The 14065-nt window shown below is 65.8% G+C and carries 13 protein-coding genes; all 13 read right to left on the bottom strand.

Features of this window, described 5'->3' with window-relative positions; all coding sequences use genetic code 11:
- Nucleotides 1–65: 65 nt before the first annotated feature.
- Nucleotides 66–548, bottom strand: coding sequence for a thioesterase family protein (locus AC1PPL_RS07265; RefSeq protein WP_123674952.1), 483 nt, complete (start codon nucleotides 546–548; stop codon nucleotides 66–68).
- 174 nt (nucleotides 549–722) lie between these two features.
- Nucleotides 723–1499 (bottom strand): enoyl-CoA hydratase, encoded by a 777-nt coding sequence (locus AC1PPL_RS07260; protein ID WP_011804052.1) that lies wholly within the window; start codon nucleotides 1497–1499, stop codon nucleotides 723–725.
- Nucleotides 1500–1515: 16 nt separating this feature from the next.
- Nucleotides 1516–2358, bottom strand: a complete 843-nt coding sequence (locus AC1PPL_RS07255) for an acyl-CoA thioesterase (protein ID WP_011804051.1) — start codon at nucleotides 2356–2358, stop codon at nucleotides 1516–1518.
- A 25-nt stretch (nucleotides 2359–2383) separates the two neighbouring features.
- Nucleotides 2384–3280: an alpha/beta hydrolase family protein gene (locus AC1PPL_RS07250; RefSeq protein WP_479972988.1), complete on the bottom strand. Its 897-nt coding sequence runs from the start codon at nucleotides 3278–3280 to the stop codon at nucleotides 2384–2386.
- Between the two features lie 80 nt (nucleotides 3281–3360).
- Nucleotides 3361–4557, bottom strand: coding sequence for an acetyl-CoA C-acyltransferase (locus AC1PPL_RS07245; protein WP_479972987.1), 1197 nt, complete (start codon nucleotides 4555–4557; stop codon nucleotides 3361–3363).
- Between the two features lie 21 nt (nucleotides 4558–4578).
- Nucleotides 4579–6981 carry a 3-hydroxyacyl-CoA dehydrogenase/enoyl-CoA hydratase family protein gene (locus AC1PPL_RS07240; protein ID WP_479972986.1) on the bottom strand — a complete coding sequence of 801 codons (2403 nt, stop codon included), beginning with the start codon at nucleotides 6979–6981 and terminating at the stop codon, nucleotides 4579–4581.
- Between the two features lie 100 nt (nucleotides 6982–7081).
- Nucleotides 7082–7516: a DUF2147 domain-containing protein gene (locus tag AC1PPL_RS07235; protein WP_011804047.1), complete on the bottom strand. Its 435-nt coding sequence runs from the start codon at nucleotides 7514–7516 to the stop codon at nucleotides 7082–7084.
- A 52-nt stretch (nucleotides 7517–7568) separates the two neighbouring features.
- Nucleotides 7569–9365, bottom strand: coding sequence for an acyl-CoA dehydrogenase C-terminal domain-containing protein (locus tag AC1PPL_RS07230; RefSeq protein ID WP_012655593.1), 1797 nt, complete (start codon nucleotides 9363–9365; stop codon nucleotides 7569–7571).
- Between the two features lie 64 nt (nucleotides 9366–9429).
- Entirely contained in the window at nucleotides 9430–10095 is a 666-nt protein-coding gene (locus AC1PPL_RS07225; RefSeq protein ID WP_123674946.1) for a TetR/AcrR family transcriptional regulator, read from the bottom strand.
- Between the two features lie 206 nt (nucleotides 10096–10301).
- Nucleotides 10302–10946, bottom strand: a complete 645-nt coding sequence (slmA, locus tag AC1PPL_RS07220) for a nucleoid occlusion factor SlmA (protein ID WP_479972985.1) — start codon at nucleotides 10944–10946, stop codon at nucleotides 10302–10304.
- A gap of 196 nt (nucleotides 10947–11142) precedes the next feature.
- Complete coding sequence (gene argB, locus AC1PPL_RS07215) at nucleotides 11143–12033, bottom strand: acetylglutamate kinase (RefSeq protein WP_011804042.1); 891 nt, start codon at nucleotides 12031–12033, stop codon at nucleotides 11143–11145.
- A gap of 74 nt (nucleotides 12034–12107) precedes the next feature.
- Nucleotides 12108–13208, bottom strand: coding sequence for an MraY family glycosyltransferase (locus AC1PPL_RS07210; RefSeq protein ID WP_312129419.1), 1101 nt, complete (start codon nucleotides 13206–13208; stop codon nucleotides 12108–12110).
- The gene (locus AC1PPL_RS07205) at nucleotides 13205–13984 is read right to left on the bottom strand and encodes a glycosyltransferase (protein WP_479972984.1); all 780 of its coding nucleotides are present in this window, start codon (nucleotides 13982–13984) and stop codon (nucleotides 13205–13207) included. Before AC1PPL_RS07205 ends, AC1PPL_RS07210 begins: the two co-directional genes overlap by 4 nt.
- Nucleotides 13985–14065 lie beyond the last annotated feature (81 nt).

The following is a 14065-nucleotide window of genomic DNA, read 5'->3' as shown; positions in this document are numbered from 1 at the left end:
AGCAGCACACAGCGCGTATCCCCAAACGGCGCGTGCCCGGCGCGGCCCGTCTTCGCACGGTCGCGCTAAGAGACGATGTACGCCGCGGCTCCCGCGGACATCAGCTCGCCCTGCGGGCCGAGGAACTCCATGCGCGTGGTGGCCACGCGCGAGCCCAGGCGCAGCACCTCGGCCCGCAGCTCGAAGTGGCTGCCGATGCCGGGGCGCAGATAGTCGATGCGCAGGTCGATGGTGCCTAGCTTGGCGAAGCGGTGCAGGCGGTCCATGGGCGCCTCGTCCATGTGCTTGGCGCCGATGGCCGCCATCACGGCCAGACCGCCCATGGCATCCAGCCCCGCGCTGATGACGCCGCCGTGCAGCCGGTTGTAGGCAAAGTGCCCCACCAGATCGGGACGCATGTCGATGCGCGCCGCGACGGCCGCGGGCTCCAGGCGCGTGATCTTCAGGCCCAACAGGTGGTTGAAGGGAATCTTCTCTTCAAAGATCTGGCGCAGGCCGGCGATGAACTCGGGCTCGAAAGCCGCTGGCAGGCTGGCAGTTTTGTTCATGGAATTTTGCTCTCTTATCAGGAGCTGCTAGCGCTTACTGGATAAGCGCTAGAGCCACTTTTCTTTCAAATGCACAGCCATCCTATCCAACAGCCGCGGTGATCGCCCAGCGCCTTGCGCGAACGTGCCGTGGATGCCGGCGCCACCCTGCCCTGTCCGGTGGCGGGGAGGATGTCAGCAGGCGCTGAAATCCGGGCGGCGTTTGTCCATGAACGCGGTGAAGGCCTCGCGGGCGGCGGGTTCGCGCAGCATGCGGCCAAAGCTCTGGCCCTCCTCAGCCATGCGCTCCAACACGGCGGCGGTCTGGCTCTTCTTGAGCAGGCGCTTGGTCTCGATCAGGGCCGACAGCGGCTTGGCCGCGAGCTTGCGCGCCTGGGCCTGGGCCACCATGTTGCATTCGGTCGGCGGCACCACACGGTTGACGAAGCCGACTTCCAACGCCGCCTCGGCCATGAAGGGCTCGCCCAGCAGCAGCGCTTCGGCCGCGCGGTGGTAGCCCAGCATCTGCGGCGCGAACAGGCTGGAGGCGGCCTCGGGGCACAGGCCCAGGTTCACGAAGGGCATCGAGAACGCCGCGTTGTCCCCCGCGTACACCAGGTCGCAGTGGAACAACAGGGTGGTGCCGATGCCCACTGCCGGGCCGCACACCGCCGCCAGCACGGGCTTGGGAAAGGTGGCGATGGCGCGCAGGAAGCGGAACACGGGCGCGTCCTGTGTGGCGGGCGGCTGCTGCAAAAAGTCGCCGATGTCGTTGCCCGCACTGAAGATGGCCACGTCGCCCTGCAGCACGACCACACGCACCGAAGCGTCCTGCGCCGCGGCCTCGAACGCATCGGCCAGCTGCGCGTACATGGCCGTGGTGATGGAATTTTTCTTCTCCACGCGGTTGAAGGTGATGGTGGTCACGCCCTCTTCGGCGTGGACCAGGATGTCTGCTTTCGTTGTACTCATGGGTGTTGCTCCGGGGTCATTCCTTGTAATAAACGATCTGGTGACTGGTGGCCAGCATGGCGCCGGCCTCATTCCACAGCTGCACGGTCTGGTCGAAAAAGCCGTTGCGAAATTCCTGCGCGCGCGCCTGGCCCAGCAGGTAGCCCGTGCCGGTCTGCGCCAGCAGGTCCGCGCCCGCATGGAAGTACACGGTGATGGACACGGTGCCCGCGGGCACCTGGCGCGCGCGGCGCAGCCACACGCGAGGGAAGAACACATCGGCCAGCGCCGCCAGCGCGCAGAAGTCCAGCGCCCGCGCGGGCGCGTCGCGCATCCACAGCTGCGACAGGCTGGTGTCGCCGCTGTCGTCCCACTGTTCGGGCAGCGCGCCGGTCACCGGGCGCATCTCGTAGCGCTGCAGCCATTCCGAGCGGAACGCCGGTTGCACGGGTTTGCACTGCGCCGGCGCGGGGACCTGCGGCATGGGCGTGTCGGCGGCACCCCAAGTCTCGCGCCGCGCGGCCGTGACCACGGTGGCCGTGGTGGTGACCACGGGCGCTCCGTCCGCCCCCGCCTGCAGGATGGACAGCGTCCAGTGCTGGGTGGAGCGGTTGGTGCGCACCGGTGTGGCCTGCAGCGTGAACGGCCCCTCGGCCAGAGCGCCCGCGTAGTTCACCGTGAGCGACAGGGGCTCGCCCAGGCGGTCGGGGTGTTGCATCACGGCCTGCAGCAGCGTGGCCGCGGTGATGCCGCCAAACGGCCCGACCATGTTCCAGTAAGCCGGCGAGGTGTGGCCGGTGTACTGCCCGGCCCCTTCGGAATGGCTGGACGAGAGCGCCAGCGCCGCGTCCAGGGGATGAATGCTGTGGTGCGTAGTCATGGGTGCGAGTGTGCCGTGATTCGGCTCAGCCTGCGGTGGCGGTGGCACCTGCGGTGCCCTGCGGCTGCGCCTGGGCCAACGCCTCCAGCTGCTGCAAGGCGCGGGGCCACAGCGTGTCGCGGAACTGTTCGCGGAAAAATCCAAAGTGCCCGATGCGCCGCGCCTGCGCCTCGTGCGGCGCGATGCGCTCCACGCTGCACGGCGCGTTCGCATACAGCGCCAACAGGCTTTGCGTGCCGCGCCAGGTCATGAGCTCATCGTCCTGCATGGACCATGCATGCACTGGAAAGCGCACCGCCGCGTAGCTGCGCTGGGCGGATTCTCCCTCCGCCCCCACGCTGTAGCGCGGGTGCAGGCACCAGCGGCGCCACTGCAGCATCACCCCCGCGGGCAGGTCGCCCACGGCGCGCAGGCGCCGCCCAGGGAAGTAGCCGCACAGCCGCACCGACAACGGCACCAGCACATGCCAGAACGCAGGCATGGCGCGGCGGATGCGGGGTGCGTTGTCGCGCCAGTAGCCGCTGCCCGCGGCGACGCTCAGCAGGCCGCTCACGCGCGCATGCTCGCGCAGCAGCCCGGGCAGCTGCGCGCCCAGGCTGTGTCCCAGCAGCAGCAGCGGCTGGCCAGGCAGCGCCTGGGCTGCATGGGCGATCACCGCGTCGTAGTCGCGCGCCCAGTCGAACAGGTTGGCCCGCACCTCGCGCATGCCACCACTCAGCGACTCGCCCTGCCCCCGGTAGTCGAAGGTGGTGACCCGCAGGCCCTGCTGCGCCAGCCAGGCGGCGAACGGCCCATAGAAGGCCTGGCGCACGCCCATGGCGCCGCCAATGACGACGCTGGCGCGCGCGGGGCCGGGCCGTGGCACGTACACGCGCAGCGCCAGCGGCACTGCGCCATCGACCATCAGGGTTTCACTCTGCATGGCTTGTCTCCATGAAGGCGGCCGGTCTGCGCCGGCTCGGCTGCAATCCCCGCGCGCTGCCGCGCGGCAGTGGCGCTTATTTACACGCGCTCGAAGATACCCGCCGCGCCCTGGCCCATGCCCACGCACATGGTGACCATGCCGTACTTGAGCTGCTTGCGGCGCAGTGCATGCACCACGGTGGCCGAGCGGATGGCGCCCGTCGCGCCCAGCGGGTGGCCCAGCGCGATGGCGCCGCCCATGGGGTTGACCTTGGCCGTGTCCAGCCCCAGCGTGTTGATGACGGCCAGCGACTGGGCGGCGAAGGCTTCGTTGAGCTCGTACCAGCCGATGTCGTCCTGCTTCAAACCGGCATAGCGCAGCGCGGCGGGAATGGCCTCGATCGGGCCGATGCCCATGATGGACGGCGGCACGCCCTTGCTGGCGAAGCTGACGAAGCGCGCCAGCGGCGTGAGGCCGAAGCGCTTGACGGCGGATTCGCTGGCCAGGATCAGCGCGCCAGCGCCGTCGCTGGTCTGCGAGCTGTTACCGGCCGTGACCGTGCCGCGCGCGGCAAACACGGTGCGCAGCTTGGCCAGGCCTTCCAGGCTGGTGTCGGGGCGGGCGCCCTCGTCCAGGCTCACGGTGCGGGTGCCGGCAATGACTTCGCCCGTCTCCAGGTTGGCCGTGCGGTCGGTCACCTCGATGGGCGTGATCTCGTCGGCAAACTCGCCGGCCTGCTGCGCGGCGATGGCGCGGCGGTGCGACTCCAGCGCGAAGGCGTCCTGCGCCTCGCGGCTCACCTTCCACTGCTGGGCCACCTTCTCGGCGGTGAGGCCCATGCCGTAGGCGATGCCCACGTCGCCGTCACGCTCGAAGATGCTGGGCGACAGGCTGGGCGCGTTGCCCATCATGGGCACCATGCTCATGCTCTCCACGCCGGCGGCGATCATCACCTCGGCCTCGCCCACGCGGATACGGTCGGCCGCCATGGCCACGGCCGACAGGCCCGAGGCGCAGAAGCGGTTCACCGTAATGCCGCCCACGCTGGTGGGCAGGCCCGCCAGCACGGCGCCGATGCGCGCCACGTTCAGGCCCTGCTGCGCCTCGGGGATGGCGCAGCCGCAGATGATGTCCTCGATCGAGGCGGGGTCCAGCCCCGGCACCTGGGCCAGCGCGCTCTTGAGCGTGGTGGCCAGCAGGTCGTCCGGGCGGTAGTTGCGGAAAAAGCCCTTGTGCGAACGGCCGATGGGCGTGCGCGTGGCGGCAACGATGTAGGCGTCTTGGATCTGTTTCATGGTTTCTCTCCTCGGGCGGCCTCAGTTACGCACCGGCTTGCCAGTGTTGAGCATGCCCAGGATGCGCTCCTGGGTCTTGGGGTGCTCGATCAGGGCGCAGAACGCCTTGCGCTCCAGCGCCATCAGGTATTCCTCGCTCACCAGCGTGCCGGCGTCCACGTCGCCGCCGCACACCACTTCGGCGATCAGCGTGGCGATGTGCTGGTCATGCTCGCTGATGAAGCCACCGTCGCGCATGTTGACCAGCGAGCCGCGGATGGTGGCAATGCCGCTGCGCCCCGCTACGGGGAACAGGCGCTTGTGCGGCGCGCGCCAGCCGCCAGCGGCCATGGCCTTGGCTTCGTTGATGGCGACGAACAGCACCTCGTCCTTGTGCGGCACGATGAGGTCGCTATCGAGCAGGTAGCCGAGCTTCTTCGACTCAAGGGCGCTGGTGCCCACCTTGGCCATGGCCGCGGCGGTGAAGCCTTCGGTCAGGAAGGGCAAAAGGTCCTTGCCGGTGCTGGCGGCGGCGTTCTCGGCCGCGCGGCGGGCGATGTAGGTCAGGCCGCCGGCGCCGGGCACCAGGCCCACGCCCACTTCCACCAGGCCGATGTAGCTTTCCATATGGGCCACGCGGCGTGCGCTGTGCACGGCCAGCTCGCAGCCGCCGCCCAGCGCCATGCCATGGATGGCCGAGACCACCGGTACCTGGGCGTAGCGCAGGCGCAGCATCAGGTTCTGCAGCTCATGCTCCACGCCCTCGATGGCGGCAATGCCGGCCACCACGTAGGCAGGCATGGTGGCCTGCAGGTCGGCGCCCACGCTGAACGGCGCGTCGCCCGACCAGATGACCATGCCGTCGTACTCGCGCTCGGCCAGGTCCACGGCCTCCATCAGGCCTTCCATCACGTCGGGGCTGATCGCGTGCATCTTGCTCTGGATGGAGGCGATCAATACCTTGCCATCGAGCGTCCAGGTGCGCAGCGCATCGGTCTCGCTGATGGTGGTGCCGGCCTTGCGCCAGTCGGGCAGGTTGTCCTCGCCCAGCAGTTTCTCGGGGAAGTACTGGCGCTCGTACACCGGCAACTGGCGGCGCGGCACGAACTTGCCTTGGCGCGCGCTCCACGAACCCTGCGCCGTGTGCACGCCGCCGGCATCCGCCACCGGTCCCTTGAACACCCACTCGGGCAGCGGCGCCTTGGACAGTGCCTTGCCCGCGTCAATGTCCTCCTGGACCATCCTGGCCACCTCCAGCCAGCCCGCCTCCTGCCACAGCTCGAACGGCCCCTGGCTCATGCCGAAGCCCCAGCGCATGGCCTGGTCCACATCGCGCGCGGTGTCGGCAATCGTGGCCAGATGCACCGCAGCGTAGTGAAAGCTGTTGCGCAGGATGGCCCACAGGAACCGGCCCTGCGCGCCTTCGGCATTGCGCAGCAGCTTCAGGCGCTCGGCAGCGGGCTTCTTGAGCATGCGGCCGTACACCTCGTCGGCCTTGGCGCCGGCGGGCACATATTCCTCGCTCTCCAGCTCGAAGCGCAGGATGTCGCGGCCCACCTTCTTGTAGAAGCCCGCCTTGGCCTTCTGGCCCAGGTTGCCCATCTCAATCAGCTTTTGCAGCACGGCGGGCGTGCCGAAGCTGCCGTAGAACGGGTCGGTCTGCTCGTTCAGGTTGTCCTGCAGCGTCTTGATGACGTGGGCCATGGTGTCCAGGCCCACCACGTCGGCGGTGCGGAAGGTGCCGCTGGAGGCGCGGCCCAGCTTCTTGCCGGTGAGGTCGTCCACCACGTCGAAGGTCAGGCCGAAGTTCTCCACCTCCTTCATCGTGGAAAGCATGCCGGCGATGCCCACGCGGTTGGCGATGAAGTTGGGGGTGTCGTGCGCGCGCACCACGCCCTTGCCCAGGCCGCTGGTCACGAAGGCTTCGAGCTGGTCGAGCACCTCGGGACGGGTGGTGGGGGTGTTGATCAGCTCCACCAGCACCATGTAGCGCGGCGGGTTGAAGAAGTGGATGCCGCAAAAGCGCGGCTTGATGGCGTCGGGCAGGGCTTCGGACAGCTGGGTGATCGACAGGCCCGAGGTGTTGGACGCCACGATGGCGTGCGGTGCGATGTGCGGCGCGATCTTCTTGTACAGATCGAGCTTCCAGTCCATGCGCTCGGCGATGGCCTCGATGATGAGGTCGCACTCGCCCAGCAGCGCCATGTTCTCCTCGTAGTTCGCCTGCTGGATCAGCGCGGCGTCGTCCGCCACACCCAGGGGCGAGGGCTTGAGCTTCTTGAGGTTCTCCACCGCGCGGGTGACGATGCCGTTCTTCGGACCTTCCTTGGCGGGGAGATCGAACAGCACCACCGGCACCTTCACATTGACGAGGTGGGCCGCGATCTGCGCGCCCATCACGCCCGCGCCGAGCACGGCGACTTTCTTCACTTGGAATCGGGACATTTGCTTGTTCCTTGGATGGTGGGATGCGCACGGGGCCGCGCGCCAGGCCCCGCGCCACGCGGGCGGGCCGGCTGCGGCGCCGTGGCGCTCACTGCTTTGCTTACTGCACGCGCTGCCAGGTCTGGGTGCGCCAGAACGGGCCCAGGAAGCCGCGCACCTCCAACCGCTTTCCGCCCTCGATGGGGGTCAGGCTGGCGCGGTATTCCTTGCCGTTTTCGGGGTCGAGGATCTTGCCGCCCTCCCAGACCTCGCGGTCATCGGCCTTCTTGACGCCGCGGATGATCTCCAGCCCCGCGATCGCCTTGCCCTTGCGGTCGTCCTTGCACTCGGTGCAGGTGGCAGCAGGGTCGGCGTCCTTTTTGAGGGACTTTTCGATGCGGCCGTTCAGCACGCCGCTGGTTTCGGCAATACGGATCTCGGCCTTGGCCTCGCCCGTCTTGTCGTCCACGCTGCGCCACAGGCCCACGGGGGACATCTGGGCCCATGCAGGGGCCGCGATTGCTGCAAAAATAATAGCTGCTAACGCTTGTCTCATAAGGCCTCCAGTGCAAAAACATTCAGAAATAGCAATGCGTGCAGTCGCTGCCTCAGGCCAGGGCGGCGTCGGTGTCCATGAGCACCTTGCTGCCGGCGCGGGCGGTGCGCATCAGCGTGTGGACTTCAGGGAACAGCTTGGCGAAGTAAAAACGCGCCGTCTGCAGCTTGGCCTGGTAGAACGGGTCGGTGTTGCCGGCGGCAATCTCGCGCAGCGCCACCTGGGCCATGCGGGCGAACATGTAGCCGAACACCAGGTGGCCGGCCACCCGCAGGTAGTCCACGGCGGCGGCGCCCACCTCATCGGGGTTCTGGAAGCCGCGGAAGCCGATCTCGGTGGTGAACTTGGTCATCTGGTCGCCCAGGTAGGCGATGGGGTTGATGAACTCGGCCATCTTCTCGTTGACGCCTTCTTCGGCCACCAGCTGCCCGACCAGCTTGCCGAACTTCTTGAGCGTGGCGCCGTTGTTGCCCAGCACCTTGCGGCCCAGCAGATCCAGCGACTGCACGGTGTTCGTGCCTTCGTAGATCATGTTGATGCGGTTGTCGCGCACGAACTGCTCCATGCCCCATTCCTTGATGAAGCCGTGGCCGCCAAAGACCTGCATGCAGGCGTTGGTGGCAATGTGCCCGTTGTCGGTGATGAAGGCCTTGACGATGGGAGTCAGCAGCGCCACCAGCTCGTCGCTGTCCTTGCGCACCTTCTCGTCGGGGTGGCTGTGGGCCTTGTCCAGCAGCAGCGTGCAGAAAATCTGCAGCGCACGCGCGCCCTCGGCGTAGGCTTTGGCGGTGAGCAGCATCTTGCGCACGTCGGGGTGCACGATGATGGGATCGGCTTCCTTGTCCTTCGCCTTGGTGCCCGACAGGCTGCGCATCTGGATGCGGTCCTTGGCGTAGGCCAGCGCGTTCTGGAAAGCCACTTCGGTCAGGCCCAGCGACTGGTTGCCCACACCCAGGCGGGCGGCGTTCATCATCACGAACATCGCGGCCAGGCCCTTGTTGGGCTCGCCCACCAGGGTGCCGATGGCGCCGTCGATGGCAATCTGCGCCGTGGCGTTGCCGTGGATGCCCATCTTGTGCTCCAGGCCCGTGCAGTAGATGGGGTTGCGCTCGCCCAGCGAGCCGTCGGCGTTCACCTTGAACTTGGGCACCACGAACAGGCTGATGCCCTTGCTGCCCTTGGGCGCGTCGGGCAGGCGAGCCAGCACCAGATGCACGATGTTGGAGGTGAAGTTGTGCTCGCCGGCGCTGATGAAGATCTTGTTGCCGGTGATCTTGTAGGTGCCATCGGCCTGGGGCTCGGCCTTGGTGCGCAACAGGCCCAGGTCGGTGCCGCAGTGCGGTTCGGTCAGGCACATGGTGCCGGTCCACTCGCCGCTCGTGAGCTTGGGCAGGTACAGCTTCTTCTGCTCGTCGGTGCCATGGGCGTGCAACGCCTCATAGGCGCCGTGCGACAGGCCGGGGTACATGGTCCAGGCCTGGTTGGCGCTGTTGAGCATCTCGTACAGGCACTGGTTCATCACGAAGGGCAGGCCCTGGCCGCCATAGGCGGTGTCGCACGACAGCGCAGCCCAGCCACCTTCCACATACTGCGCATAGGCTTCCTTGAAGCCCTTGGGCGTGGTCACCTCATGCGTCTGCTGGTTCAGCGTGCAGCCCTCGGTGTCGCCGCTGATGTTCAGCGGGAACGCCACGCCGGCGGCGAACTTGCCGGCTTCTTCCAGCACGGCGTTGATCGTGTCGGCATCCACTTCAGCATGCGCGGGCATGGCCTTGAATTCGTCGGTGACCTTGAAGACTTCATGCAGGACGAATTGCATGTCGCGCAGCGGAGGCGTGTAAGTAGGCATGTGGAGACTCCTGGGAAGAAGGAAGGGTGGAAAAGAAGAAAAACCGAAATACGGGTGGCAGGGCTCAACCGCGGTGGCCGGGCAGCGCGCTGTAGCGCGCCAGGATGTTGTCAAAGCCCGTGTTGGCCCGGTCGATGGAGCCAGGGGTGTGCAGGAAGCGCGCCTCGTAGTGCAGCGCCAGGATCAGGCCGTGAATCTCGAACAGCATCTGGTCTTCGCTGACGTCGTCGCGGATCTCGCCGCACTCCTTGCACTGCTGGATGGCGCGCTTCATCGCGGCCTGCCAGGTCATCACCGAGTTGGCCAGCGCATCGCGCACCGGGCCGGTGCGATCGTCGAACTCCACCGCGCCGCTGATGTAGATGCAGCCGGAGTCGATCTCGATGGAGGTGCGCTTCATCCAGTTGGCGAACAGCGCACGCAGGCGCGGCACGCCGCGCGGGGCCTGCATCGCGGGGTAGAACACTTCCTGCTCGAATCGCGTGTGGTACTCGCGGATCACCGAGATCTGCAGTTCCTCGCGCGAGCCGAAGTGCGCGAACACGCCTGACTTGCTCATGCCCGTCACGTCGGCCAGCGCACCGATGGACAGCCCCTCCAGGCCGATGTGCGTAGCCAGTCCCAGGGCGGCATCGATGATGACGGCCTTGGTGTGTTGCCCCTTGTGCAGCGCCCGGCCCTCGCGGCGTGGCGCGCGAACCGTCTTGATGGGGGAAGGAGAAAGAGACATGAAGCAAAATAAAACGAACGATCGTTCTATTTTGCATAAAACAGGCAGGTAACGCCAGTATTTCCAGGCGCGCAGAACGCGCTTCGGGGTAAACCCCTAAGTGGATGATTTATCGAGCCCCACCATCGCGGGGGACCGTGCCAAGGGCGAAATGCTTACCGCGCCTTTCGCGGGTGGTCATGCCATCACGCTTGCCTGCGCCGGCGTTACAGCCACAGTGCCAGAGTGGCGTCCAGGTGTTCCGTCGGCATGCGGCGAAAGCCCGTGCGTGCGTAGCGCTGCAGGCGTCCGCGGATCAGGTCGGACAGTGCGGCCGCCCGCACCTGTGTCTGCACCGTGGGTGTCGCCGAGCCGTCCGCGTCGGCCACGGGCCGTAGGCACTGGCGCAGCGTGGCCTCCACCTTGTCGAAGAACAGGTTCATGCGCTGCTGCAGGCGCTCGTTTTCGAAAACCAGCGCATCCCCCACCATCACGCGCACCATGCCGGGGTTGCGCTCGCCGAACTGCAGCACCATGGCCGTGATGCGCGCCGCGCGCTGCGCGCCCTCAAACTCTCCACCGCGCTCCATGATCTGGTGCACAAGGGTAAAGACGCTCTGCTCGATGAAATCGATGAGCCCCTCGAACATCTGTGCCTTGCTGGCAAAGTGCCGGTACAGCGCCGCCTCGCTCACCTGCAGGCGCGCCGCAAGCGCTGCCGTGGTGATGCGCTCGGCCCCGGGCTGCTCCAGCATGGCCGCCAGGGTCTGCAGGATCTGCTCACGCCGCTCGCCCGGCCGCGGCCGGCGGCGCGCGGTGGGCGCGTCGTCGGTGGAGGCTGGCGCGTCAGTAGCAGGCGTGAATTCAGTCATGGGGCATGGATTGGGGAGGGAGAGCAACAAGTGTGTGCAATTGATTCTCGCACACCACCACTCCAGCATCGTGACGGCTGCTCGCTGTTGCCGCAACCCTTGGAGCCGCTTCCAAAAAAATAGCTGCTAACGCTTTCTGGACAAGCGCTGCAGCCATTTTTGACTCCAATACACCCGGGCCGTGCCCGAAAAGAGCCTAGTGACTCCGGATCATGGTGCCGTAGGCCTGGTCGGTCAGAATTTCCAACAACATCGAATGCGGTACGCGGCCATCAATGATGTGCACGGCATTCACGCCAGCCTTTGCCGCATCCAACGCCCCGCTGATCTTGGGCAGCATGCCACCGGAGATGGTGCCATCAGCGAACAATGCATCAATTTCGCGCGCCGTCAGGTCGGTGAGCAGCTTGCCTTCCTTGTCCAGCACACCAGGGGTGTTGGTGAGCAGCACCAGTTTCTCTGCCTGCAGCACCGTAGCTAATTTACTCGCCACCACGTCGGCGTTGATGTTGTAGCTTTCGTTTTCCTCGCCAAACCCGATCGGGCTGATGACGGGAATGAAGGCATCGTCCTGCAGCGCCTTGACCACGCTCGGGTCGATCGCCACGATGTCACCGACCTGCCCCACGTCATGTTCGACGCTCGGGTCCTTGTTGTCCACCATCTTGAGCTTCTTGGCGCGGATCATGCCGCCATCGCGCCCCGTGAGGCCCACAGCCTTGCCGCCCGCCTGGTGAATCAGGCCCACGATGTCCTGCTGCACCTCGCCGGCCAGCACCCATTCCACGACTTCCATGGTTTCGGCATCGGTCACGCGCATGCCCTGGATGAACTCGCCCTTCTTGCCCAGACGGTTCAGGGCTTGCTCGATCTGCGGGCCCCCGCCGTGCACCACCACCGGGTTCATGCCCACCAGCTTGAGCAGCACCACGTCTTCCGCAAAGTCGGCCTGCAGGGCCGGGTCGGTCATGGCGTTGCCGCCATATTTGATGACCATGGTCTTGCCATGGAACTTGCGGATGTACGGCAGCGCCTGGGCCAGGATCTCAGCCTTGTCGCGCGGCGCAATCGAAAGAAGGTCGGTCATGTGTACGGGAAGATTGACAAGCGTGGATTACAAACAGCGCAAATTGTGCCGCATCCGGCGCACGCGCGCCGCCTTCAGAAGCGCATCCAGTCGGGCACCTTGAAGCGCACGATTCCGATATAGGCCGCCACATAAGTCGCACCAAACAAGCCACAGAACGCCATGAGCACAGGCGTGTTATTCCAGAACAACACGGCGGGCACCACCGTGAGCATGGTGAACGCCCAGAGGTAAGGCGATGTACGGTTGTTGCGCTTGAGCATGCGACGCGCCTCGTCCTCATGGAACACCCGCCGCACGATACGGCGGTAGATCAACTGGTGGAAATGCAATGCGTCCGCCATCCCCGGTGATACGCCACGCACCAGCTTGCGATAAATGGAGAAGAGCGTTTCCCAGACCGGATAGATCAGCAGCAGCATGGGGAACCAGGGCGAAACCTCCACATTGCGCTGCACCAACGATAAGCTTGCCAACGCAATCACCACGCCCCAGATATAAGCCCCCCCATCGCCGGCAAACAGCATGCCGCGGGGGTAGTTCCACACCAGAAAACCTACGGTTGCCGCCGCCATGCAGACCAGCAAGGAGGCCAAGGCCCGGTCGCCCACCTGCAGGCACACATGGGCCAACGCCAGGGTCACGATCAACGCGACCATACCCGCGAGACCGTTGTAGCCATCAATGATGTTGAAAGCATGGGGCAAGCCGGCAATCGCCAACAGCACGATACCCATCCCAAGCCAAGGCTCCCGCCGCAGCATCGCGTCCAGCCAAGGCAGCCCCAGGCGCGGTACGTTCAACTCCAGCAACCACACTGCCAACCCCCCGGAGACCAATGTCAGGAGCAGTCGATAGCGCACCGACAGTCTTTGGGTGATGTCCTCCGTGATGCCGCCCAACGCAGCAGGCAGCAGCGCTACCATCCACAAGAACACCCAGTAGCCTAGGCGCAACGATCCCGGGTCCCCTGCCCGGGTCTGCCATACACCCAGCATCCAACTGCTGCACAAGCCGACCAACACCGCCACGCCGCCGAGGCGCGGTATCTCGCCCACGTGGAACCGCTGGGGCATGGAATCACTGTACGCGGCCGTGCGGCCACCCGCCCAGCGGATGATGTAGGCAGCCGACAGCCCAGCACACAGAAAACCCACCAGAGACAACCAAATCATGGGGGGCCGATCCTACGGGAGCTGTGGATATCCAGAGGCAACAAATCTTTAGCTTGGCGGTAAACAGGTGAAAGCCATAGCCGCAGCAAACTGCGCACATGCCACAGGAGGTAGCGCAGGCGGCGGTGGCTGGCGCGCTCCCCGCCGTGGACTATTACCACCGGGACGCGACGTATGGCCCACCCCGCCAAACGGATACGCAAACTCAAATCCACGTCCTCACAGTACATAAAATAGCGCTCATCAAATCCCCCCACTTGTTGCCAGACAGTACGTGGCAACACCAAGCATGCGGCGTTAACCCAATCCACTCGGGCTTCACCTTGTCTCAAGATGCGGCGGCGCCACAGTGCAGCAGGGGTGGGCAATGCCCGTTCACTGTCCTGCTCTTTTCCCACGCCATCCACCTGAACGGGGTACGCGCACCCCACGCCTGGCTGCAGTACTGCAGCCACCAAAGCGCCAAAGGGATCCGAAGTTAAGCGCACATCGGGGTTCAGCACACAAACGCAATGCTCCTTTGCATCGCACAGGGCCCGATTGTGATTGGCCCCAAAACCCAGCGGCTGCTGATTGCGTCGCACCTGAAACTCAAACGGCCACAACTGGTGAGATGGCAACGGCTCATCCGCCTGGTTGAGCGTCAGCACTACCCGGGTGACACTGGCTTTGCAATATCGCGCCAAGTCTTGAAGCAAAGCGCCCACGAGCGGTCCATGCCCGTGGCTGACCACGGACACCACCAGGCCGCCGGAACATGAGGAAGCTGCTTGCATCGGGTCGGTATTGTCGCTGTAACCAAGGTCACTGACAGGGCCGCCAGACCACAGGGCCCCACCTACCCCCTTGGTCATAAT

The organism is Diaphorobacter sp. B2A2W2, assembly GCF_056730635.1.
Note: the sequence above shows the minus strand (reverse complement) of the source record. Positions and strands in the feature narration are given on the sequence as shown.

What these genes read in the sequence shown, in the direction of transcription:
- AC1PPL_RS07265 (WP_123674952.1), bottom strand. Translation starts at nt 548, where the DNA reads ATGAACAAAACTGCCAGCCTGCCAGCGGCTTTCGAGCCCGAGTTCATC.
- AC1PPL_RS07260 (WP_011804052.1), bottom strand. Translation starts at nt 1,499, where the DNA reads ATGAGTACAACGAAAGCAGACATCCTGGTCCACGCCGAAGAGGGCGTG.
- AC1PPL_RS07255 (WP_011804051.1), bottom strand. Translation starts at nt 2,358, where the DNA reads ATGACTACGCACCACAGCATTCATCCCCTGGACGCGGCGCTGGCGCTC.
- AC1PPL_RS07250 (WP_479972988.1), bottom strand. Translation starts at nt 3,280, where the DNA reads ATGCAGAGTGAAACCCTGATGGTCGATGGCGCAGTGCCGCTGGCGCTG.
- AC1PPL_RS07245 (WP_479972987.1), bottom strand. Translation starts at nt 4,557, where the DNA reads ATGAAACAGATCCAAGACGCCTACATCGTTGCCGCCACGCGCACGCCC.
- AC1PPL_RS07240 (WP_479972986.1), bottom strand. Translation starts at nt 6,981, where the DNA reads ATGTCCCGATTCCAAGTGAAGAAAGTCGCCGTGCTCGGCGCGGGCGTG.
- AC1PPL_RS07235 (WP_011804047.1), bottom strand. Translation starts at nt 7,516, where the DNA reads ATGAGACAAGCGTTAGCAGCTATTATTTTTGCAGCAATCGCGGCCCCT.
- AC1PPL_RS07230 (WP_012655593.1), bottom strand. Translation starts at nt 9,365, where the DNA reads ATGCCTACTTACACGCCTCCGCTGCGCGACATGCAATTCGTCCTGCAT.
- AC1PPL_RS07225 (WP_123674946.1), bottom strand. Translation starts at nt 10,095, where the DNA reads ATGTCTCTTTCTCCTTCCCCCATCAAGACGGTTCGCGCGCCACGCCGC.
- slmA (WP_479972985.1), bottom strand. Translation starts at nt 10,946, where the DNA reads ATGACTGAATTCACGCCTGCTACTGACGCGCCAGCCTCCACCGACGAC.
- argB (WP_011804042.1), bottom strand. Translation starts at nt 12,033, where the DNA reads ATGACCGACCTTCTTTCGATTGCGCCGCGCGACAAGGCTGAGATCCTG.
- AC1PPL_RS07210 (WP_312129419.1), bottom strand. Translation starts at nt 13,208, where the DNA reads ATGATTTGGTTGTCTCTGGTGGGTTTTCTGTGTGCTGGGCTGTCGGCT.
- AC1PPL_RS07205 (WP_479972984.1), bottom strand. Translation starts at nt 13,984, where the DNA reads ATGCAAGCAGCTTCCTCATGTTCCGGCGGCCTGGTGGTGTCCGTGGTC.